General features: G+C 32.4%; 13 protein-coding genes. 9 read left to right on the top strand and 4 right to left on the bottom strand.

Annotated features, from left to right (window positions below):
* The first annotated feature begins 184 nt into the window (after nucleotides 1–184).
* The gene (locus H7355_RS08105) at nucleotides 185–1858 is read left to right on the top strand and encodes an LVIVD repeat-containing protein (protein ID WP_186646419.1); all 1674 of its coding nucleotides are present in this window, start codon (nucleotides 185–187) and stop codon (nucleotides 1856–1858) included.
* Between the two features lie 44 nt (nucleotides 1859–1902).
* Here the strand turns inward: H7355_RS08105 and H7355_RS08100 are convergent, their stop codons facing one another.
* Nucleotides 1903–2319: a hypothetical protein gene (locus tag H7355_RS08100; RefSeq protein WP_186646417.1), complete on the bottom strand. Its 417-nt coding sequence runs from the start codon at nucleotides 2317–2319 to the stop codon at nucleotides 1903–1905.
* A gap of 268 nt (nucleotides 2320–2587) precedes the next feature.
* Between H7355_RS08100 and H7355_RS08095 the strand changes: the two genes are divergently transcribed.
* The 3 genes from H7355_RS08095 (at nucleotide 2588) to H7355_RS08085 (ending at nucleotide 6621) form a co-directional block, all read left to right on the top strand.
* Nucleotides 2588–3643, top strand: a complete 1056-nt coding sequence (locus H7355_RS08095) for a SurA N-terminal domain-containing protein (RefSeq protein ID WP_186646415.1) — start codon at nucleotides 2588–2590, stop codon at nucleotides 3641–3643.
* Between the two features lie 66 nt (nucleotides 3644–3709).
* Complete coding sequence (locus H7355_RS08090; RefSeq protein ID WP_186646413.1) at nucleotides 3710–5275, top strand: NAD(P)-binding protein; 1566 nt, start codon at nucleotides 3710–3712, stop codon at nucleotides 5273–5275.
* A 350-nt stretch (nucleotides 5276–5625) separates the two neighbouring features.
* Nucleotides 5626–6621 carry a C1 family peptidase gene (locus H7355_RS08085; RefSeq protein WP_186646411.1) on the top strand — a complete coding sequence of 332 codons (996 nt, stop codon included), beginning with the start codon at nucleotides 5626–5628 and terminating at the stop codon, nucleotides 6619–6621.
* Nucleotides 6622–6645: 24 nt separating this feature from the next.
* On the opposite strand, the gene H7355_RS08080 is transcribed toward H7355_RS08085, so the two are convergent.
* The gene (locus tag H7355_RS08080; protein WP_186646410.1) at nucleotides 6646–7770 is read right to left on the bottom strand and encodes a tetratricopeptide repeat protein; all 1125 of its coding nucleotides are present in this window, start codon (nucleotides 7768–7770) and stop codon (nucleotides 6646–6648) included.
* Nucleotides 7771–7901: 131 nt separating this feature from the next.
* A complete protein-coding gene (locus tag H7355_RS08075) occupies nucleotides 7902–10388 on the bottom strand; it encodes a hypothetical protein (RefSeq protein WP_186646409.1) in 2487 nt (828 codons plus the stop codon).
* Nucleotides 10389–10513: 125 nt separating this feature from the next.
* Here H7355_RS08075 and H7355_RS08070 point away from each other — a divergent pair, with 125 nt between their 5' ends.
* Together H7355_RS08070 and H7355_RS08065 are read left to right on the top strand one after the other, a co-directional pair.
* Nucleotides 10514–11668, top strand: a complete 1155-nt coding sequence (locus H7355_RS08070) for an aminoglycoside phosphotransferase family protein (protein ID WP_186646408.1) — start codon at nucleotides 10514–10516, stop codon at nucleotides 11666–11668.
* 1 nt (nucleotide 11669) lies between these two features.
* Nucleotides 11670–12692, top strand: coding sequence for a nucleotidyltransferase family protein (locus H7355_RS08065; protein WP_186646407.1), 1023 nt, complete (start codon nucleotides 11670–11672; stop codon nucleotides 12690–12692).
* A 15-nt stretch (nucleotides 12693–12707) separates the two neighbouring features.
* Here the strand turns inward: H7355_RS08065 and H7355_RS08060 are convergent, their stop codons facing one another.
* Nucleotides 12708–13433, bottom strand: a complete 726-nt coding sequence (locus tag H7355_RS08060; protein ID WP_186646406.1) for a LysM peptidoglycan-binding domain-containing protein — start codon at nucleotides 13431–13433, stop codon at nucleotides 12708–12710.
* Nucleotides 13434–13599: 166 nt separating this feature from the next.
* On the opposite strand from H7355_RS08060, the gene rsmH reads away from it, so the two are divergent.
* The 3 genes from rsmH to H7355_RS08045 are packed head-to-tail and all read left to right on the top strand — an operon-like array spanning nucleotide 13600 to nucleotide 16880.
* Nucleotides 13600–14673 (top strand): 16S rRNA (cytosine(1402)-N(4))-methyltransferase RsmH, encoded by a 1074-nt coding sequence (gene rsmH, locus H7355_RS08055; protein WP_186646405.1) that lies wholly within the window; start codon nucleotides 13600–13602, stop codon nucleotides 14671–14673.
* Nucleotides 14674–14676: 3 nt separating this feature from the next.
* Entirely contained in the window at nucleotides 14677–14976 is a 300-nt protein-coding gene (locus H7355_RS08050; RefSeq protein WP_186646403.1) for a hypothetical protein, read from the top strand.
* A 17-nt stretch (nucleotides 14977–14993) separates the two neighbouring features.
* Nucleotides 14994–16880, top strand: coding sequence for a peptidoglycan D,D-transpeptidase FtsI family protein (locus H7355_RS08045; RefSeq protein WP_186646401.1), 1887 nt, complete (start codon nucleotides 14994–14996; stop codon nucleotides 16878–16880).

Raw genomic sequence — 16880 nt, 5'->3', positions numbered from 1 at the left:
AAAAATAGGCAAAATTAAATTAAATATTATTGTATTTTTTAAAAATTTTTAATTTTTATTTATTCTAAAACAAACTTTTTTGAACTTAAAATATTTTCTACAACACTTAAAGATATCTTTGCCCAAGAATAAATTTTGTATTATTGATTCAATGAATCGAATATTAATTAAGGGAGTATCAAGAATGAAAATTAAAAATAAAATTTTACCATTAAATGCATTTGCATTTTTATTTTTCTGTAATATCAGTGCTATTGCAAATGATATTGAAAAAAAAGAAATTGAAAATTCAAACCATTTAACAAGTGAACCACTTGAGCCTATTGAAGGAACATGGGGATATAATGCAAAAACAGGAAAATTCACCCATCCTTCAATGACACCAGACAGCAACGGTCCTCAACCCTTTAAAGGAAGCCTAAATTTTCTTGATAGTAATCAATACGTTCATAATATGAAAATGGAGGGATTTGTCCCTTACGTTGCCGGCCATGGTCACAGTTGGCAAGCAGTTTTAAATTGGCAGGGACGTCGCTTTTTGTATGATTATGAAACAACTATGTACAATTTATTTGATATCACAGATGCAAAAAATATTAAATTCATAAAAAGGAAAGATATCGATGTAAAAAATGGAGAACATCAGTTTGGACCATTAACAATAAAATATAATAAAACGTTGAATAAAACAATTGCAGTACAATGTTACGAAGTCCCACGCTATGGAGTTCTCGAAAATAAATACTTATATAAAGATCAGGTAAATGCTATTCGTGCAAGAAAAATGCTAAGAGGTTTTAGAATATATGAAGTCACAGATCCAGACTGGACGAAATGGAAAGTCTTGTCTGAAACATCTTTAGATGAAAACTCAAATGGAAATGAAAAAGCACAACAAGGCTCTGGTTGTTTAGACGTTCCAGTTTACAACGGTGGTAAATATTTATTTGTTGCTGGTGCTCCTGATGATTCATATTCTTTAACTGAATATAAATCGTATTTATTTTCTGCTGCACAGTTGGTTTATGATGTTTCTAATCCTGAAAAACCCAAAAGGCTTTCAATTTGGTCAGTACCTGGTCAAAAAATAGGTGAAGAAAAAGATTACGCTAAAAATCAACACGCTGGAAATAAAACGACATGGATGGGAGCAAGAATGCCCCTCTTTATTCCAAAAGACATAGAAAAAGGAGGAAAATATGCTTATGCCGCAATGGGTGGACTGGGTTTTTATGCAGTCGATATTTCCAATCCAAATAAATTAACTACAATTTCTCATTTAGATTTTCCATTGAATGTTTCAGGCACAGTGGGTGACAATATAGATGTTTCTAAAGCCAATTCAACGGGCATGATATATTACAGTGGATATCCTTTAGCAGAAGATTGCCATGAGCCATATAAAGAAATATATGCTATTGATGTAAAAGATCCCAGTCATCCTAAAATTGTAAATACTTTGCCTCGACCAACACCGCCTAAAAATGCTCCTTTTACAGATTATTGTCAAAGAAGAGGCAGCTTTGGGCCCAAGAGAAGTGGTTATGCATCCATAAATACAGGAACGCCAAATCAAAGATATTTACCATATGCCTTTTACAATGCTGGTGTGCAAATATTCGATGTAAAGGACCCTAAAAATCCGACGATTTCAGCTTATTTTGTTCCAAAAATGTCTGGTGAATATATAGGAAAAGATGGAAAAACAAAGGTAAAAAGCGATCCGTCAAATCCTGTTCATAGCATATTCGTAGAATGGGATCGAAATCTTATATGGGCATTTTCGAATCATGGAATATATGTCTTGTCGACTTCACTGTTAGGTGATCCCATTAAAGAATTAATTGCTAGTAATTAGAATAGTTTTACTTTAAATAAATATTAAATAATCCATCTAGTTTATTAAAATTTTTTCTGTTCAATTTCCTTTTTGATTCTAATTTCATTTTCAATTTTTAAATTCAATATGTATTTATCCAATGCTTTCATTCTGAGATATCTTACCATCATTGTATGTTTCTTTATTTCTCTATTCAAGAAATACAAATTTTCAAAATATTTGCGTTCATATTCAATTCTTTGTAATTCTTTTTTTTGAGTTTCCCGTATAGTTTCATTATTATATAGAATATTGAGAATTATTTTTTTCAAAGCTTCTTTATCTAGGAATTTCTCTTTGATTCTCTCGTCATTACGCACCTCGGTCAAATAATCGAAATGCCTAACATCCCTACGCCCTCTCGCCATGGCGTATTGGTGCTGCAGTTCCGCAAATCTTTCCCAAGTGTATGATAGAGGTGAAAAAACATTGACTCTCATAACTAAGGCCTCCAATTATTTGATCGGAGGTCTTTAGTTGTTTACTTAAATTTGACATTTATTTATGTAATATTATAATGTTAAATCAATAGAAAAAGATTGTAAAATGTTAAAAACTTAACTATTAAAGGCAAGTTAAAATATATTAGAAATTCTCCTAATTTGTAAAAGTTCTTTGCTTTTAAGCATATAATGAATTATGAAGATTTTCTTGGCCAACTCTTTTGAACCTAGCAATGGCAAGGCTGTTTTGGAGATTTCTCATAAAATGAAAAGAATAATTTTTCTATCTATATTAAGCTCAACTTATCTTTTAACATCATGTGTTTCTAGTCAAGATATTGATAAGAATTCCCGCACAGCCGAAACTATTACAACATTGGCGCCCACAACTCCTTTTGATTCAAATACTATCGATGGAGTTCTTGCGACAGTTGCAGATCAAGTTATTTTATTAAGTGATTTTCAACAAGCCATCTTCGTTGCCTCCCAAGGCCAGAGCAATATTCATGCAAATGGGCAAATATTCGGTGGCTCATTGACCCCTGAACAGGCTCATCAAGTTTTAGACGGTTTAATAAATCAAAAAGTATTACAAATTAAGGCTATAGAATTAGGTTTTGATATTTCAGATGAGGAGCTAGAAATTCGAATTCAAGATTTCATAAAACAAAGAGGTTTGACAGAAACAGACTTAAGCATTCAATTAGCGCAAATGGGCAGAAGTATTGATGATTACAGAGCAGAGTTCAAAAATGAATTGTTAAAACAACAGGTTATAGGAAGAATTATCAGCCCTCAAGTCAGTGTCACTGATGATGAAATCAATCACTTCTATTCGCAACAAACCGGTAGCGTTAAACAAGTCAGCACTGTAAAACTTAGAAGTTTACTTATAAAAGTTCCTGAAAATCTCAATTCAAATCCCCAAAGTTTTAAACCTATTCAGGATGTAGAAAAAGGAATTGCCTCTGGAGATGACTTTGTAAATCTTGTTAAAAAGTACTCTATGGCAAGTGATGCTGCTGAAACCGAAGGACTTCTTCCTCCACGCTCGCTTAATGAACTTCCCTCAGTTCTTAGAGAAAAACTAACTAATCTAAAAGTAAACGAAGTTGTAGGCCCCCTCTTTATTGGCAGTTCAGCTTTTTTCTTTCAATATTTAGGAGCACAATTCTCTTCAGGCAGTGATTTGGAAAAAAATTATGGAAATTGGAAATCCAAACTACAAGAAATTAAATTTAGCGAAAGACTTAGTGAATATTTAAATACTGAAAGGTCAAAATTGCGAGCAAATGTTCGCCCATTTGAAATCAAAAGATAAATAATGTTAGTATCAAAAATAAAATAAGCACTTTTCAATTTTTCTCTTATTATAGGGAATGAGAATGTGGATACTGAAACATCAGAAACAATAGATAACTTAGTCATTGGCCTTGGCGCAGCAGGCATTGCTACTGCTAAATTACTGAGTCTCAGCAATCCAAATGAAAAAAATTTAGCGCTTGAACATCATTTTGAACCAGGAGGATGCGCTAGTTATTTTGCACGAGGAAATCCGCGCCGACTTTTTGATGTTGGCGCAACCCAATTGGTTGAATGTGAGAAAAATGAAATTCAATATAATCTCCTTAATCTTGGTCAAATTCATGAAGAATCTGGTTTTAAAAATCATAAGATTGAATATATTACTTTTCATTTCTCAGAGTATAATATAAAATTGATATTAAATACCAATGGCGATATTAAGGTAACTGAAGGAAATATTGATGAAATTGAATTAAAAAATTTAATTAGATTCTTTAAATTTACCAATAAAAATTCAATTTATTTATGGAGTTTGCTAAAAAATATCCCTAAATTTCCTATCATTTCAAAAAAAGAATTTTTTGAAAGCATATCAATGTTTTTTAGCTTAAATTTTTTAGCACAAATAAAAATTATTTTTACAGTTTTTTTAAAAACATCTACAATTGTATCTCTCTTTGGCATAAAAGAAGAGCATGTAATTTCACACAAAGTAATAAATTCACTACTTATAGATACAGCACAAACTGATATGGAAAACACCCCATGGATAGTCGGCTGTATGGGTTTAAGTATTTTACATAAAGGCATTTATAGATTAGATGGAGGCATGCGAAGTTATTTCAAGAACATGTCTACGCAAATTTCTAAAAGAAAAATGCATGTTATATATGCCCAAGAAGTTAAAGAAATAACTCATTTTGATGATGGATATTTTATAAAAACAATTGATCGAAATAAAATTCAAAAAAATTATGTTGTCCGTGATAATCTTTTTGTTAACACTTCAATTTGGAATGTTGTGAAACTATTCAATGAAGATCCTTTTTTGTATAATCACAAAATTTTCAAAAAGTGGAAAGAGAAAAGTGAAGAATCTCAAGGCTGGGGAGCTCTAGCACTTTATGGTTATTTTAATGATGATTTAGCATACCCTAGAGAACCATGGTATCATCAACTTTTCCCAGATAAAACTGAAGAAGCTGAACTGTCATCCTCACTCTATTTATCAATTTATCAGCATGAACACGATTCTAAAATACGTTGCTTTACTGCAACAGTTCATATTGAAATCAGTTTATTTAAACCAACTAAGAAAACTATTTACTTAGAGCAGTTAAAAAAAAGAATCGAAAACGCAGTAAATTTGCAAATAATAGATTGTGAGATTGCTACTCCATTTACGTTTGAAAAATATACACTGAGAAATAGAGGTCAAGTCGGAGGACTCATTGCAAATTTTAAAAACTTTCTATTTAAACCTACTCCTTCAATGATTTATCATTACAATAATAAATCAACACTGTATCTTATCGGAGATTGTGTTTTCCCTGGTCAAGGTGTTATATCCTCTACTTTGAGTGGTATTATCGCATGGGAAAGAGCAACTGGGCACAAATTTAAGCATTTTATAAAAGGTCTATATTAAGTATCTGATATTTTTTTAACTCTCTTAAAAAAGATATTAAAAATAAATTTATAATAAAGATTTTTTTTATATAAATTCAAATATTTTATGCAAATCAAATCACAGTCAAATATATAAAACATGAGAATATTCTATATTAATATAAGTTTTTATATTTTTTAACAAAATAATAAATAAAAAAATTTAAAATATTTGATTTTTAAATTTTTTCTTATACTATTATATTAGTAATAATATTTTTTTTGTTACTTTATTATAGTAACAAAAATTAATAATTTTATTCTAGAAAGGAGGGAATAGTTGAAATTGCTTCTGTATTTTAAAATTCTAACCAGAGCAAGGAGACACCTATGTTTAGAAAAATAAATTTTATTTTTATTTTTTCAGTGATCTTTTTTGTGTGTTCTAATTCATACGGTCAAGAAGATTATTCTGAATTCGTTACAATAGATGGTATCCAAGAACTTGAGTTGAAATTTGATAAAGAAGTTATTCTATCCCCAGATAAAATTGTCATCATTCCAGAAGAAACCAAAAAATATAAATTTCTTAAAATAACACCAACTCAAGCTATGATCGAAAAAAATAAGCAAGCAAATATTGAAATGCAAAAAATGGGTGGTGAAATTGATTATAGGCAAGGAATTATACCATTTGCCAACTCACAAGGAGCAATTGATCTCAGCATGAATAATGTACCTGTCCTTAATCAAGGGGCCGATGGAACTTGTGTTACCTTTGCTGTTACTGCGGCTCTGGATGCAAAAGATAATCTTGGTGATTATATCGATCAACAATGCGCTCTTGCATTAGCTAGGGGCTTAAATATGAATCTATGGAATGGTACTTTTGCTAAAATTGTTTTAAACATGATATGGAAAAATGGTTATATTGAAAAAGGTAAATGTTTCGGTTCAACTTATCCTAATAGCAGACAGGTTGTCAGTCCTCAAAAATATAGAAATGTCAGTGATAAAAGATTTTCTGAAAATATGACCTGGTTCTATGAAAATAGAGGCAATATAGAAGCATTGAGAGGTGCTATAGACAAAGGATATCGAGTCTTATTAGGCGTAAATATTCCTCAAGTAGATGGTTTTAATGTCAAAGTTGGAGAGAAAAGTTATAGAGGAGGTTTGTGGGCTTGTTATCAAGGAAACTCTAGAAACTACTGCTCCCTTAATGGTATTGGTCATGAAGTCATTGCTTATGGCTATGATGATAAGCAAAAATTAATTAAAATCCGCAATTCATGGGGCCAGAGAATAGGAGAATCTGGCGAGTTCTATATGACTTATAATTTTTTTAATGCAATGACATGGGATCAAATTACCTTGAAAAACTGAATTATTTAAAACTATAATTTATTCTCAACCAACTTTCCTGTCTGAAAATTTATTTTCAGACTCTGCATTCTCACTACTCATTTGTAAATTACTAAAATTATTTGTTTCATATAGTTCTTCTTCAAGAATATTTTCACGCTCTCTTCCAATAAATTGGATTTCCTTGATTTCCTTCATAATAGCATTTATAGGAAAGTGCAAAGAATTTGCGATAAATAAGCTTTTTTCCAGATAATTTAATGACATTTTTTTCAAATCTTCATCAAAATCTTTTTCTATTATTTTCCTTAAAATATGTCCCAATAAATAATAATAATCATAATTATGAGCTTGAAACTTATCATTATTCTTAACTAATAAATTTAGAGCTTCTGAATAATTTCCAAGTTCTTCTTGACATTGCGTTAAGGCTAAAATTGCATTCAAATTATTTGGATTATCAATTATCAATTGTTTGAGTAACCGCATAGCTTCTTCCCAATTTTTCTCTTCAATCGCAATTAAGCTAGCTACGACATAAGGCTCTTGTGCAAAAGGATATCTTAAATGCATTGCATTATATGTCCAAGACATATCTCCTTCTTTATCTTTTTGTGAAAGACATCTTAAATAATTACGCCAACTAAAATAACTTGCATTTTTCTCAAGACATGTCTTTTTTAATAAGTTTAATCCTTTTTGAAGTTCCAATTTATCAGATCTATTTACTAAATAAATACCACAGGCTTCAAAAGCAAATCTATTATGAATTCCTTTATTTCTTTTTAGATAATTGAACAATTTTTCAGAAGTTTTCCAGCACTCTGCAAATTGAAATGCTATCAATGCTAATGCAATAAAAACTGGATGGAGATTTCTCATCCTAATAAGGTGTTTACCCAATTCTATTAATGATTTGTTATCGAATGTTTCATTTAAAGCACACATCCAAATATGGTAAAAATCTGCTCGATCGTAATTTTTACTTAAATGCAATACTGCTCTTGAAGATAAATTTATAACTTGTTCCCATTCTTCTTTAGCTGCATACACTTCTAATAATCTTTTCAGACTTAAACAAGATTTTGCAGTAGGATTTATTTCTCGCCAGAAAGAATTTGATTGGTTTTCTAAATAACGGATACTAAAATTCATACCGTTTTTTTGCATAAATCCCCCGAAAAAACATTTCTAATGCTTTATTTAAAATGATTTCGGAGATATATTAGAAATAATAAATGAGTGATAGCAAAAAATTGGATCAATGAAAATAATTCTAGGCAATTCTTTCAAACAAATTTTCAAAACTCAATAATATTATCTGCAAAGTTTGAAAACTCTTCACGATTTTCAATTAAAACAAATGTTGCGCCACGTTCTGTCATAACTTTCATTAGATTACCTAATATTTGTATATCTGGTCCATGCAGTCCTGTACTTGGATGTGTTAAAATGAACCATGCCCCTTCAAGACTTGCTCTTTTAAGCTCTAAAGTTAAATTCAATCGCTGCAATTCCCCTCCACTTAAAGAGTCCATCCCTTGACCAAGCTGGATATAGCCAAGACCAAATTGGCAGGCACGCGAGACTTTACTGGCTATATGTTTATGATTTTCAAAAACTTCTAAAGTTTGCTCTAGGGTGTAATTCATAATATCAGCAAGGTTTGCACCTTTAAACCTCGGAAGCAGACTCCGTGAATTTAATTTAGCCCCAAGACACAATTCACATTCAACTCGAACCGACTGAGCATATTTTTGTGGAAGCTCAATATATCCCCTTCCCTCGCACTTATCGCACCTACCGAGCTTAGAATTCCAAGAAAAATGACTTTCTGTTAAACCCATAACCTGACTTGCGGGCAGTTTTGCAAAAATGTCTCTAAGCGGATTAATAACTTCTAAAGCTGATGCAACGCTTCTCCGAGAGCTGCGTGTCATACTTCCGGGCTTCACGTAACCAATTATATTTACTAATATATTTTTGTTAAGAACCTTAGAAAATATCCCATACTGAGCGATGTTCGTTAAGTCTTCTTCTAAGCCTTTCCCACCCAAAGCAGAGAGCGCTGGCAGTAAACATAAATCTAAAAATGAGGATTTCCCTCTACCTGACTCTCCACGAAGAACCGTAATGCTCCTTTGCTGAATAGTTATATCCTGCATTTTTAAGTTACGAAGAGAAATATCCGAGAAAGAAATATAGCCTATTTCTTGGTTATTAGGAGTGTATTCCAATGAAACAGCACTATCCTCCAATTTTGAACTCTTTTTATTTGGCTTTTTTATTTTCACCGGCATTGATGTTGGAACTTCAATCTTGGGCACAACTTTTTGCAATTGCTGCTTGGCAAGAAGGTCCTTTAAATGCACGTGGTCAGTGGTTTTGGCAACAATTTGTCCACCATGCACACCTGCGCCCGGGCCCATTAAAAATAAGATCTCACATTCAGAGAGAAAAGTTGGGTGATGCTCAACGGCGAGTATGCTTGCGCCATCTTTTATTAGCTCTTTAAAAATAAATGTGATTTTCTTTACTTCTTCAGCAGTTAATCCTTGGCATGGTTCATCAACTGCATACATAACTCCTGATAATTTATTTGAAATCATTGAAGCAAGTCGTAAGCGCTGCAGGTCTCCGGGTGACAACGATGCACCCGCACGATTTAATATCAGATGATTTAAGCCAACTTTTTTTATACTCTTTATAGAACGAAATATTTCAGAGAATATCTTTTCTTTTGATTTATCACCTTGCGAGATATATCTTAAATCAGTATCTACAAAATCAAATAGTTTATTCATATTCATTAAATGAATTTCTTCATAAGTTTTTCTTAAAATTCTAACGATTGGTCTAATTGGAGTTAATCGAGTACCGTTACATATTTTACAAGGAAATAAATCTGCAGGGAGACCTTCTTCTTCACTTCCCTCGCCTTCACATTTTTCGCATTGACCAATTGATGAATGACTAAAGTATCTTGGATCAATTTTTGGAGAACTTTCACCACATTGTGGACATCTCGATTTGGTATTAAAAATATAATATTTATTTCCGATTTCGACTTTTAAAATTCCTTTACCATACTCAAGAGCTTGGAATATAGAACGTTCAATTCTCTGTTTTTTCTCATTATTTATAATGAGAAAATCTATTATTATATCAATTGTATTCAGTTTTTTTGCGTCTATATTTATTTTAACTTTTTCATCTTGTAAATCAAAAATCTCACCATTAATTCTTAATTTAGAAAATCCAAGCTCTCTAAATTTTTCAATTTCTGTTTTAAAAAGTCCTTTTCTTTTTTCAGCAATAGAAGCAATTAACATTATCTTTTTTTGATCAAATTCTTCTAATATTTTTTTCGAAATTTCATTAAATGAAAAGGCTTTTAATGGAATATCGCATTTGCGACAATAAAAATCCCCGAAAGCAGCAAAATAAACCCGAAATAAATCGGAGACTCCAGAAATGGTCCCAACTGTAGAAATCTTGCCTGCCACACCTTGTCGCTGAGAAAGACCTAACGCAGGTGGTAAACCCATAATTGAACGAAAACGCGGGCGCGACATTTTTGCAAATTGAGAGCTACCCATAACATAAAATGAGGCTTGACTCGAGTCTGTAAAACGGCGAAAAGCTTCTGCATAGACAGTATCAAAGACTAAACTGCTTTTGCCTGATCCACTCACTCCTGTAAATACTACGAGTGAGTTTTTAGGAATGTCTATATCAATATTTTTAAGATTATGCTCTTGCGCTCCACGCACTGAAATGGTTTTCACACTAAAACCTTTCGTTAGGGTTGACGAAATACACACCTCTATACCACAATTATAATTGCGCATCACTTGAGAAAACGAACACGCTCAGAGTTCAAAAGATGACTTTTGATGCTAAGGGAATGAAAATGAATGGAATTCTTTCAATCGACATGGAATCGGATCAACTCATGCTAAGAATTCATGATTTTAAAATAATAAATTCTGATCAAGATATCAGCACCCAAGAGCCAACACTGATTCTCATAGCAGGGGATGCAAGTGACCGTAAGTTTTTTCGCCTTTTAAACGACCCAAAAAGTTTAATTTGCATGCAATTTCCCAAATGGGAAGGAGGATATGGCGGTGATCCCATAAGCTGGATCGGAATGCACAATGCTCTAAGCAAAATGGAACTCCCAATCCCAAAAATTGTTGAAATTGATGAAACAAATGCTTGTATTTGGACAGAAGATTTAGGAGATACATTTTTAAGTTCAGCACTTAAAGAAGAAATACTCGATATTAATAATCCAAAATGTGAAAATGTTATTCGGTATTATAAAGACTCTCTTAAACTTTTAATAAAAGCTCAATACCCAATTGTTAAAATTGATCACCCTGCTATCCAAAGATTTTTTGACTTCGAAAAATTATATTACGAACTTAATTTTTTTGTAACCCATTTTCTAAATGGTTTTATGCAACTCAGTATTTCAGAAGAAAATGAAATTTATTCTGGCATATTTGAAGACATGAGATTACTATCAAATCGCTTAGATAATTGTGAAAAAGTTCTATGCCATAGAGATTATCATGTCCGAAATATAATGATTAAGGATGATAAAATTTATTGGATAGATTTCCAGGATGCTCGTATGGGTCCACATTCTTACGATGTCGTTAGTTTAGTTCGGGATAGTTATGTAAAAATAACTTGGGAAACTAGAAAAGAATTATTTGCATATTTTTTAACAGAATTAAACATAGCTAGAAAAAAATGCAATAAAAAAATTATATCTGAAAGTGATTTTAATTTAGAAGTATTACTAATGGGTCTCCAAAGAAATATCAAAGCTATTGGAAGCTTTGGTTATCTTGCAACAAAAAAAGGAAAATGTAATTATTTAAAATACGTAAAACAAACATTGGAAATTCTGAATTCTGAATTCGCACAAATACATGAAGAAACAAATTTGAAAATGATGTTACCACACCTCTTTAAATTAATTGATAATCTTTATAAAGGCGAATTTTCAGAGAAATTAGATATGTTAATCCATAAACATATCACAGACAGGTAAAATGCTAGAAAAAATTGACACTTCAAAATATATACCAGTTGTTTTATGCGCAGGTTTTGGGACTCGCCTAAAGCCTTTAACCCAATATTTGCCAAAAGTAATTTGTCCTGTATTAGACACTCCTGTCGCATTTTTAAGTATAGAAATTTTCCTTAAAGCTGGATTTGAGAAAGTTCATTGTAATACACATTATTTGGCTTTTGATACTCAGAAAGAACTTACAAGTTCTGCAATTAAAAAAGGATATGATCCTGCTCGAATAATCTTCTGGCATGAAGAAGAAATTCTTGAGACTGGTGGAGGTATTTCTCGCATATTTCATTCACTCAAAAATGAAGATCCTGCAAATTCAGATAAAGACATTATTGTTGTATCAGGAGATATAGCAGCACAATTTCCACTTACAGAAATGATATATAAATGGGAGAATAAAGAGTCTGAAGAGCTTGCTCTTATGTGCACTAAAGAACTAAATTATTTTAGAAAAGATGCCACTTGGGTTACGAAAGATTTAAAATATGTAATTGGTTTTGGTGAAAATTTTCAATCAAATGAAGATAAAATTCCAAGAATATTTACGACCCACCAGATAATTAGTCACAAAATTCTTATAAATTCTTTTATCGAAAAAAAATCAAGTATTGATTTATTTTATAGAAAAATATTGCAAAATAATTACAAAATTGCTCATATGGAATTTCCTAATAATAACTATTGGTTTGATATAGGAACACCGAAGCAGTATTTTGAATGTATTAAATATTTTAATTTAAAAAACAATTCTGATGATAGTGATTTAATAATTAATTATTCAGAAAATATCCCTAAAAAATTAAAAGATCTTATTGAACAATTCGCAAATGAACACCCTAACTATACATTTTATGAAGAACTGTTATATCAGAAAATAATTATTTGTTTTAGAGATTTAAATATCAATAACAGAAGTATGTATATTCCATTAAATTTATTTGAGAAGTCTGAAACAGATAATAATTTTATAATTCATGTTTCTGCAAAATAACACTCAGAAAATTTTTTATAATTCCGTTTTATTCTCCGCTTTGCTTTGCAATGAATCACTTTTTTCTTCTGAATTATTATTGTCTGTCTGAGGAGGAGGTATATTTTCATTTTTATTTTCAACTACTGAACTTGAAAAAGAGCTTGCCTCTGCTGTTAAAGCTTTTGGTCTAAAATAAATTACATCACCCACTTTTAATTTATCAGGATTAACTATATGTGGATTTTCTTTCCAAAGGACACGCCAATCTTTTGATTTTCCAAAAACAGCTTTTGAAATGTGAGTAAGAGTATCGCCCTTTTTAACAATAATTTTCGCCTTCGGAGCGCCTTCATACGTTTCAGAAAATGCTTTTGTTTTTACTGTCAAAGAATAATATATTACATCTCCTGCATAAATTTTATGAGGATCAACGAGATTATTAAGTTCTGCTAATTTCAACCATTCTCTTTTATCACCATATATCTTTTTTGCAATAATTGCTAAGTTATCTCCTGCTTGCACATAATAAGCTAAAACTATATTTTGGCTTGGTGGCGGCACGAGTCCTTCTGCGTATTCTAATATTTCACCCGTACTATTTTTACTTTGAGAGTTATCAATATTCTGTGCGGGATTATCTTGTGTGTCTTGCTTCGATGATATACAGCCAAAGAAAGCCATGCTAAAAAATATGCACAATATAAGCATTTTTATCGTCTTATAAAATGAATTCATTTTTTGCATATTATATTTCTTCATGGCACATTTATTCCTTAAGCAGTGATCTTTTTATGCTTGTTCATTATCGGACTTGCTAAAATGAAGTTGAATGCTTTAGGCACAAAAGAGAGTGCCACGCTTTTGACAATATGCTAAAAGTCAAGCACCACATAAATACCTATGATAGTAAAAAAAGAGGTCTTCATTGAATCAAGAGTTTCATCACACCACAGTACTTAAATCAGAAACAATAGACCAAGTTTTTCCTAGCGAAATTCTACTGCAATCTCTCAATAACACAGATTCAAAGAATCTTGTATTTGTTGACTGCACTCTTGGTGGCGGGGGGCATTCCTGCCAATTAGTTGAAACTTTTGCTAAAAAAAACTTATTTATGCAATATTCTTTAACTTTAATTGCTTTTGATAGAGATGAAGCAGCTATAGCACATGCAAAATCCATCTTAACTGATTATAAAAATAAGTATCCTCAGTTTGATTTTTTTATTTTTAATGAAAATTTTGGCGAATTGTGCTCCATAATTGAGTCCAATTTCCCTGGAAAAAAAATTCATGGCTTATTTGCAGACTTTGGCGTGAGCTCCCCACAACTCGATTGGGCAGAAAGAGGCTTTTCTTTTCTTAATGAAGGGCCTATAGATATGCGAATGAACCCTCATGAAAACCTGAGTGCTCTTGATATTCTCAATAATTATTCAGAGAAAGAATTGACTCGAATTTTCTTTGATTATGGCGAAGAGCCTAAAGCCCGCAAACTCGCTAAAGCAATTGTCCAAGATAGAAAAATCGGTAAACTACAAATTGCAAATACCATTGAATTTGCTGAATATATTAAAAGAGTATTGGCATATCCCAAAGGAAAAGCACATCCTGCAACAAGAACTTTTCAAGCGCTGCGTATAGAAGTCAATAATGAACTTGCATCTATCGAAAAATTACTTCAAGATCTTCCTAAAATCATTCACCCAAATGGAAAAGCAGGTTTTATATCGTTCCACTCCCTAGAGGATAGAATAGTTAAACATGCAATGAGAAATTGGCAAAAAGGCAAAAATTCAAAAGACAAAATGGATGAAAAAAAAGAACACAATATCCCCTTGCATCTCATGCTTCATTTAGAAGAAAATCATTCCAAAGGATTTGGAAAAGAAGTCCCGCGCGGAGGAACCGTTGCTTCAGAAGAGGAGTGTCATAGAAATAATCGCTCTCGTTCGGCAAGATTGCGTTGTTTTGAGTTTTGCTTAGACAAAGGGTCTTAATTTATGTTAAAATTATTCAAACAATTCGATGCAATAATTGCAATAATCTTTCTAACCATTATTGTTGGGGTCGTTGTTATTACAATGAGATCAAAAACATATTCTGTTGGCTATGAAATTGCTTCCTTGAAAACAAAGGAAAAGTCTTTGCGTCAACGCCAAGTTGAACTGCAATCCGAGCTTGCAGCAACGGAAAGAACGGTGCGAGACAATTTGCTCTCATTAAAAGACAAATCAGGCAGACCAAAATATATATTACCTGACCCAAAACGTGTTATGAGAATGGAACAAACGTTGCATTAACTCAGTAGGTAAATAAAGTGGCAAATAAATCTGAAAATGACAGAAGTTTGTTTGTTAAATTTAAAATCTTTAAAAACCCCAACAAAGTATATAATATTCCAAATTATCGAATACGCGCTTATGCTATGGGCCTTATAAGCAGCGCTTTTTTAATTTTAATCCTTATTCGCTATGCTTGGATCACATTCATTCCAACATCACTCAGAAATAAACTTGTTGAAACGGGCACAAAACAATTTGAAACTGTACTGACTTTAGCTAAACCAAGAGCTACAATTACTGATAGAAACGGTAAAATATTAGCTGTCAGCGTTTCAAGACCGAGCATTTTTTTGCTGACTAAAAAAATGCCCTCGGAAGTTGAAATTATTGAAAAAGTAGCAAAACAAATCAATATACCAGTTGAAAAACTCTATAATTACTCTCATGATAAAAGAAATTTTATTTGGTTAAAAAGACAAATGAGCTTGAGTGAATTTAATAAAATGGGTTCACTTAAAAAATGGCAAGATTTTATTGGTATTGTTGATGAACCTAAACGCTTTTATCCTGAAAAAGAATTGGCAGCACAATTGATTGGTTTTGTGGGGACAGAAGGAAATGGTCTTGAAGGCATCGAAAAAATATACAACTCTCGTCTAAATATAAAACCAACGAAAATAGAAGTCATGCGAGACGCGCGTGGTAGACTTGTGATGATTACCCCAAATAATGCATCGAAACCCGAATCGAACAGTAAAGTATTAAAACTTTCTATTGATATTTCAATCCAAGAATTTGCCCAAAATGCGTTAAGAGAAGGAGTGATTAAAGCCAAAGCGAAAGGGGGCTCTGCTATCGTCATGGATGTTAAAACAGGTGAACTCTTAGCAATCGCAAGTCACCCTACCTATGATTTAAATTCTCCTCCAGATAATGATCCACAAGCAAGACGCTTTCGTGCCATCATGGATGCCATTGAACTCGGCTCAGTCGTTAAACCTATGTGGATTGCAAAAGCACTCGACTTAGGGGTTATAAATGCAGAATCAAAAATATATGCAGAAAATGGAAAGATGGCTCTTCCTGGTGGATATATTCATGATACCCATCCCCACGGTTGGCTAACTCCAGAAGAAATATTAAAAGTGAGCAGCAACATCGGCGCATATAAAGTTGTGCAAAAAATGGGGAGAGAAAATTTTTACGACGCTCTTATGAAAATTGGTTTCGGGCGCCAACCCGGAACAGGCTTACCTGGCGAATGGGGTGGAAGAATAAAAAAGACGGAAAATTGGAGAGAAATGAATTTTGCAAATATGGCTTTTGGTCAAGGATTTGCCATTTCTCCTTTGCAATTGGCTCATGCACTATCGATCATCGTTGGAGGAGGAAAAGACCATGGAGTTAATTTACTTGCAGTTGATGAAGTCAAACAAATAAATCAAGAATCCCCTCCATTAGAATATATTAAACCAGAAACAAGTAAATTGATTTCTCAAATGATGCAGTCTGTCGTTGAAGAAAATGGTGGAACAGGCTCTCCTGCTCGCATACCTGGCCTTTTAGTTGCAGGAAAAACAGGCACAGCACAAATATGGTCAAATAAAGATCGCTCCTATTCAGGAAGAACAGCGGTATTTGAAGGAATTATTCCAGCAAATGACCCAAAGCTTGCTATTGTTGTTGTAATTGATGAAGCTAGCATTCGCCCTGCTTATGGCGGTCCTCTTGCTGGACCCGTGTTTGCAGATATTGGGAAAAAAACAGTTCATTATCTAAACGCACAAGGTATATTTAACGTAAAACCTTATGAAAATGCTTATCTCAAAAAATATAAAGCAAAGAGCTCATCTCAGAGCTTTCATAAAACAGCACAGGTTTCCGCGCTTCAACTTTCAGAAAATCCTAAAAAGGAACGTTAA

Origin of the sequence: Fluviispira vulneris, from assembly GCF_014281055.1 — a bacterium.
GTDB classification, from domain to species: Bacteria; Bdellovibrionota_B; Oligoflexia; order Silvanigrellales; family Silvanigrellaceae; genus Silvanigrella; species Silvanigrella vulneris.
The sequence above is the reverse complement of the archived record's forward strand: the minus strand, read 5'-3'. Positions and strand labels throughout refer to the sequence as shown.

Bases quoted from the DNA above. Each gene is read 5' to 3' on its own strand.
- H7355_RS08070 (WP_186646408.1), top strand. From the start codon at position 10,514: ATGAATGGAATTCTTTCAATCGACATGGAATCGGATCAACTCATGCTA.
- H7355_RS08065 (WP_186646407.1), top strand. From the start codon at position 11,670: ATGCTAGAAAAAATTGACACTTCAAAATATATACCAGTTGTTTTATGC.
- H7355_RS08095 (WP_186646415.1), top strand. From the start codon at position 2,588: ATGAAAAGAATAATTTTTCTATCTATATTAAGCTCAACTTATCTTTTA.
- H7355_RS08080 (WP_186646410.1), bottom strand. From the start codon at position 7,770: ATGCAAAAAAACGGTATGAATTTTAGTATCCGTTATTTAGAAAACCAA.
- H7355_RS08100 (WP_186646417.1), bottom strand. From the start codon at position 2,319: ATGAGAGTCAATGTTTTTTCACCTCTATCATACACTTGGGAAAGATTT.
- H7355_RS08050 (WP_186646403.1), top strand. From the start codon at position 14,677: ATGTTAAAATTATTCAAACAATTCGATGCAATAATTGCAATAATCTTT.
- H7355_RS08060 (WP_186646406.1), bottom strand. From the start codon at position 13,433: ATGAAGAAATATAATATGCAAAAAATGAATTCATTTTATAAGACGATA.
- H7355_RS08085 (WP_186646411.1), top strand. From the start codon at position 5,626: ATGTTTAGAAAAATAAATTTTATTTTTATTTTTTCAGTGATCTTTTTT.
- H7355_RS08105 (WP_186646419.1), top strand. From the start codon at position 185: ATGAAAATTAAAAATAAAATTTTACCATTAAATGCATTTGCATTTTTA.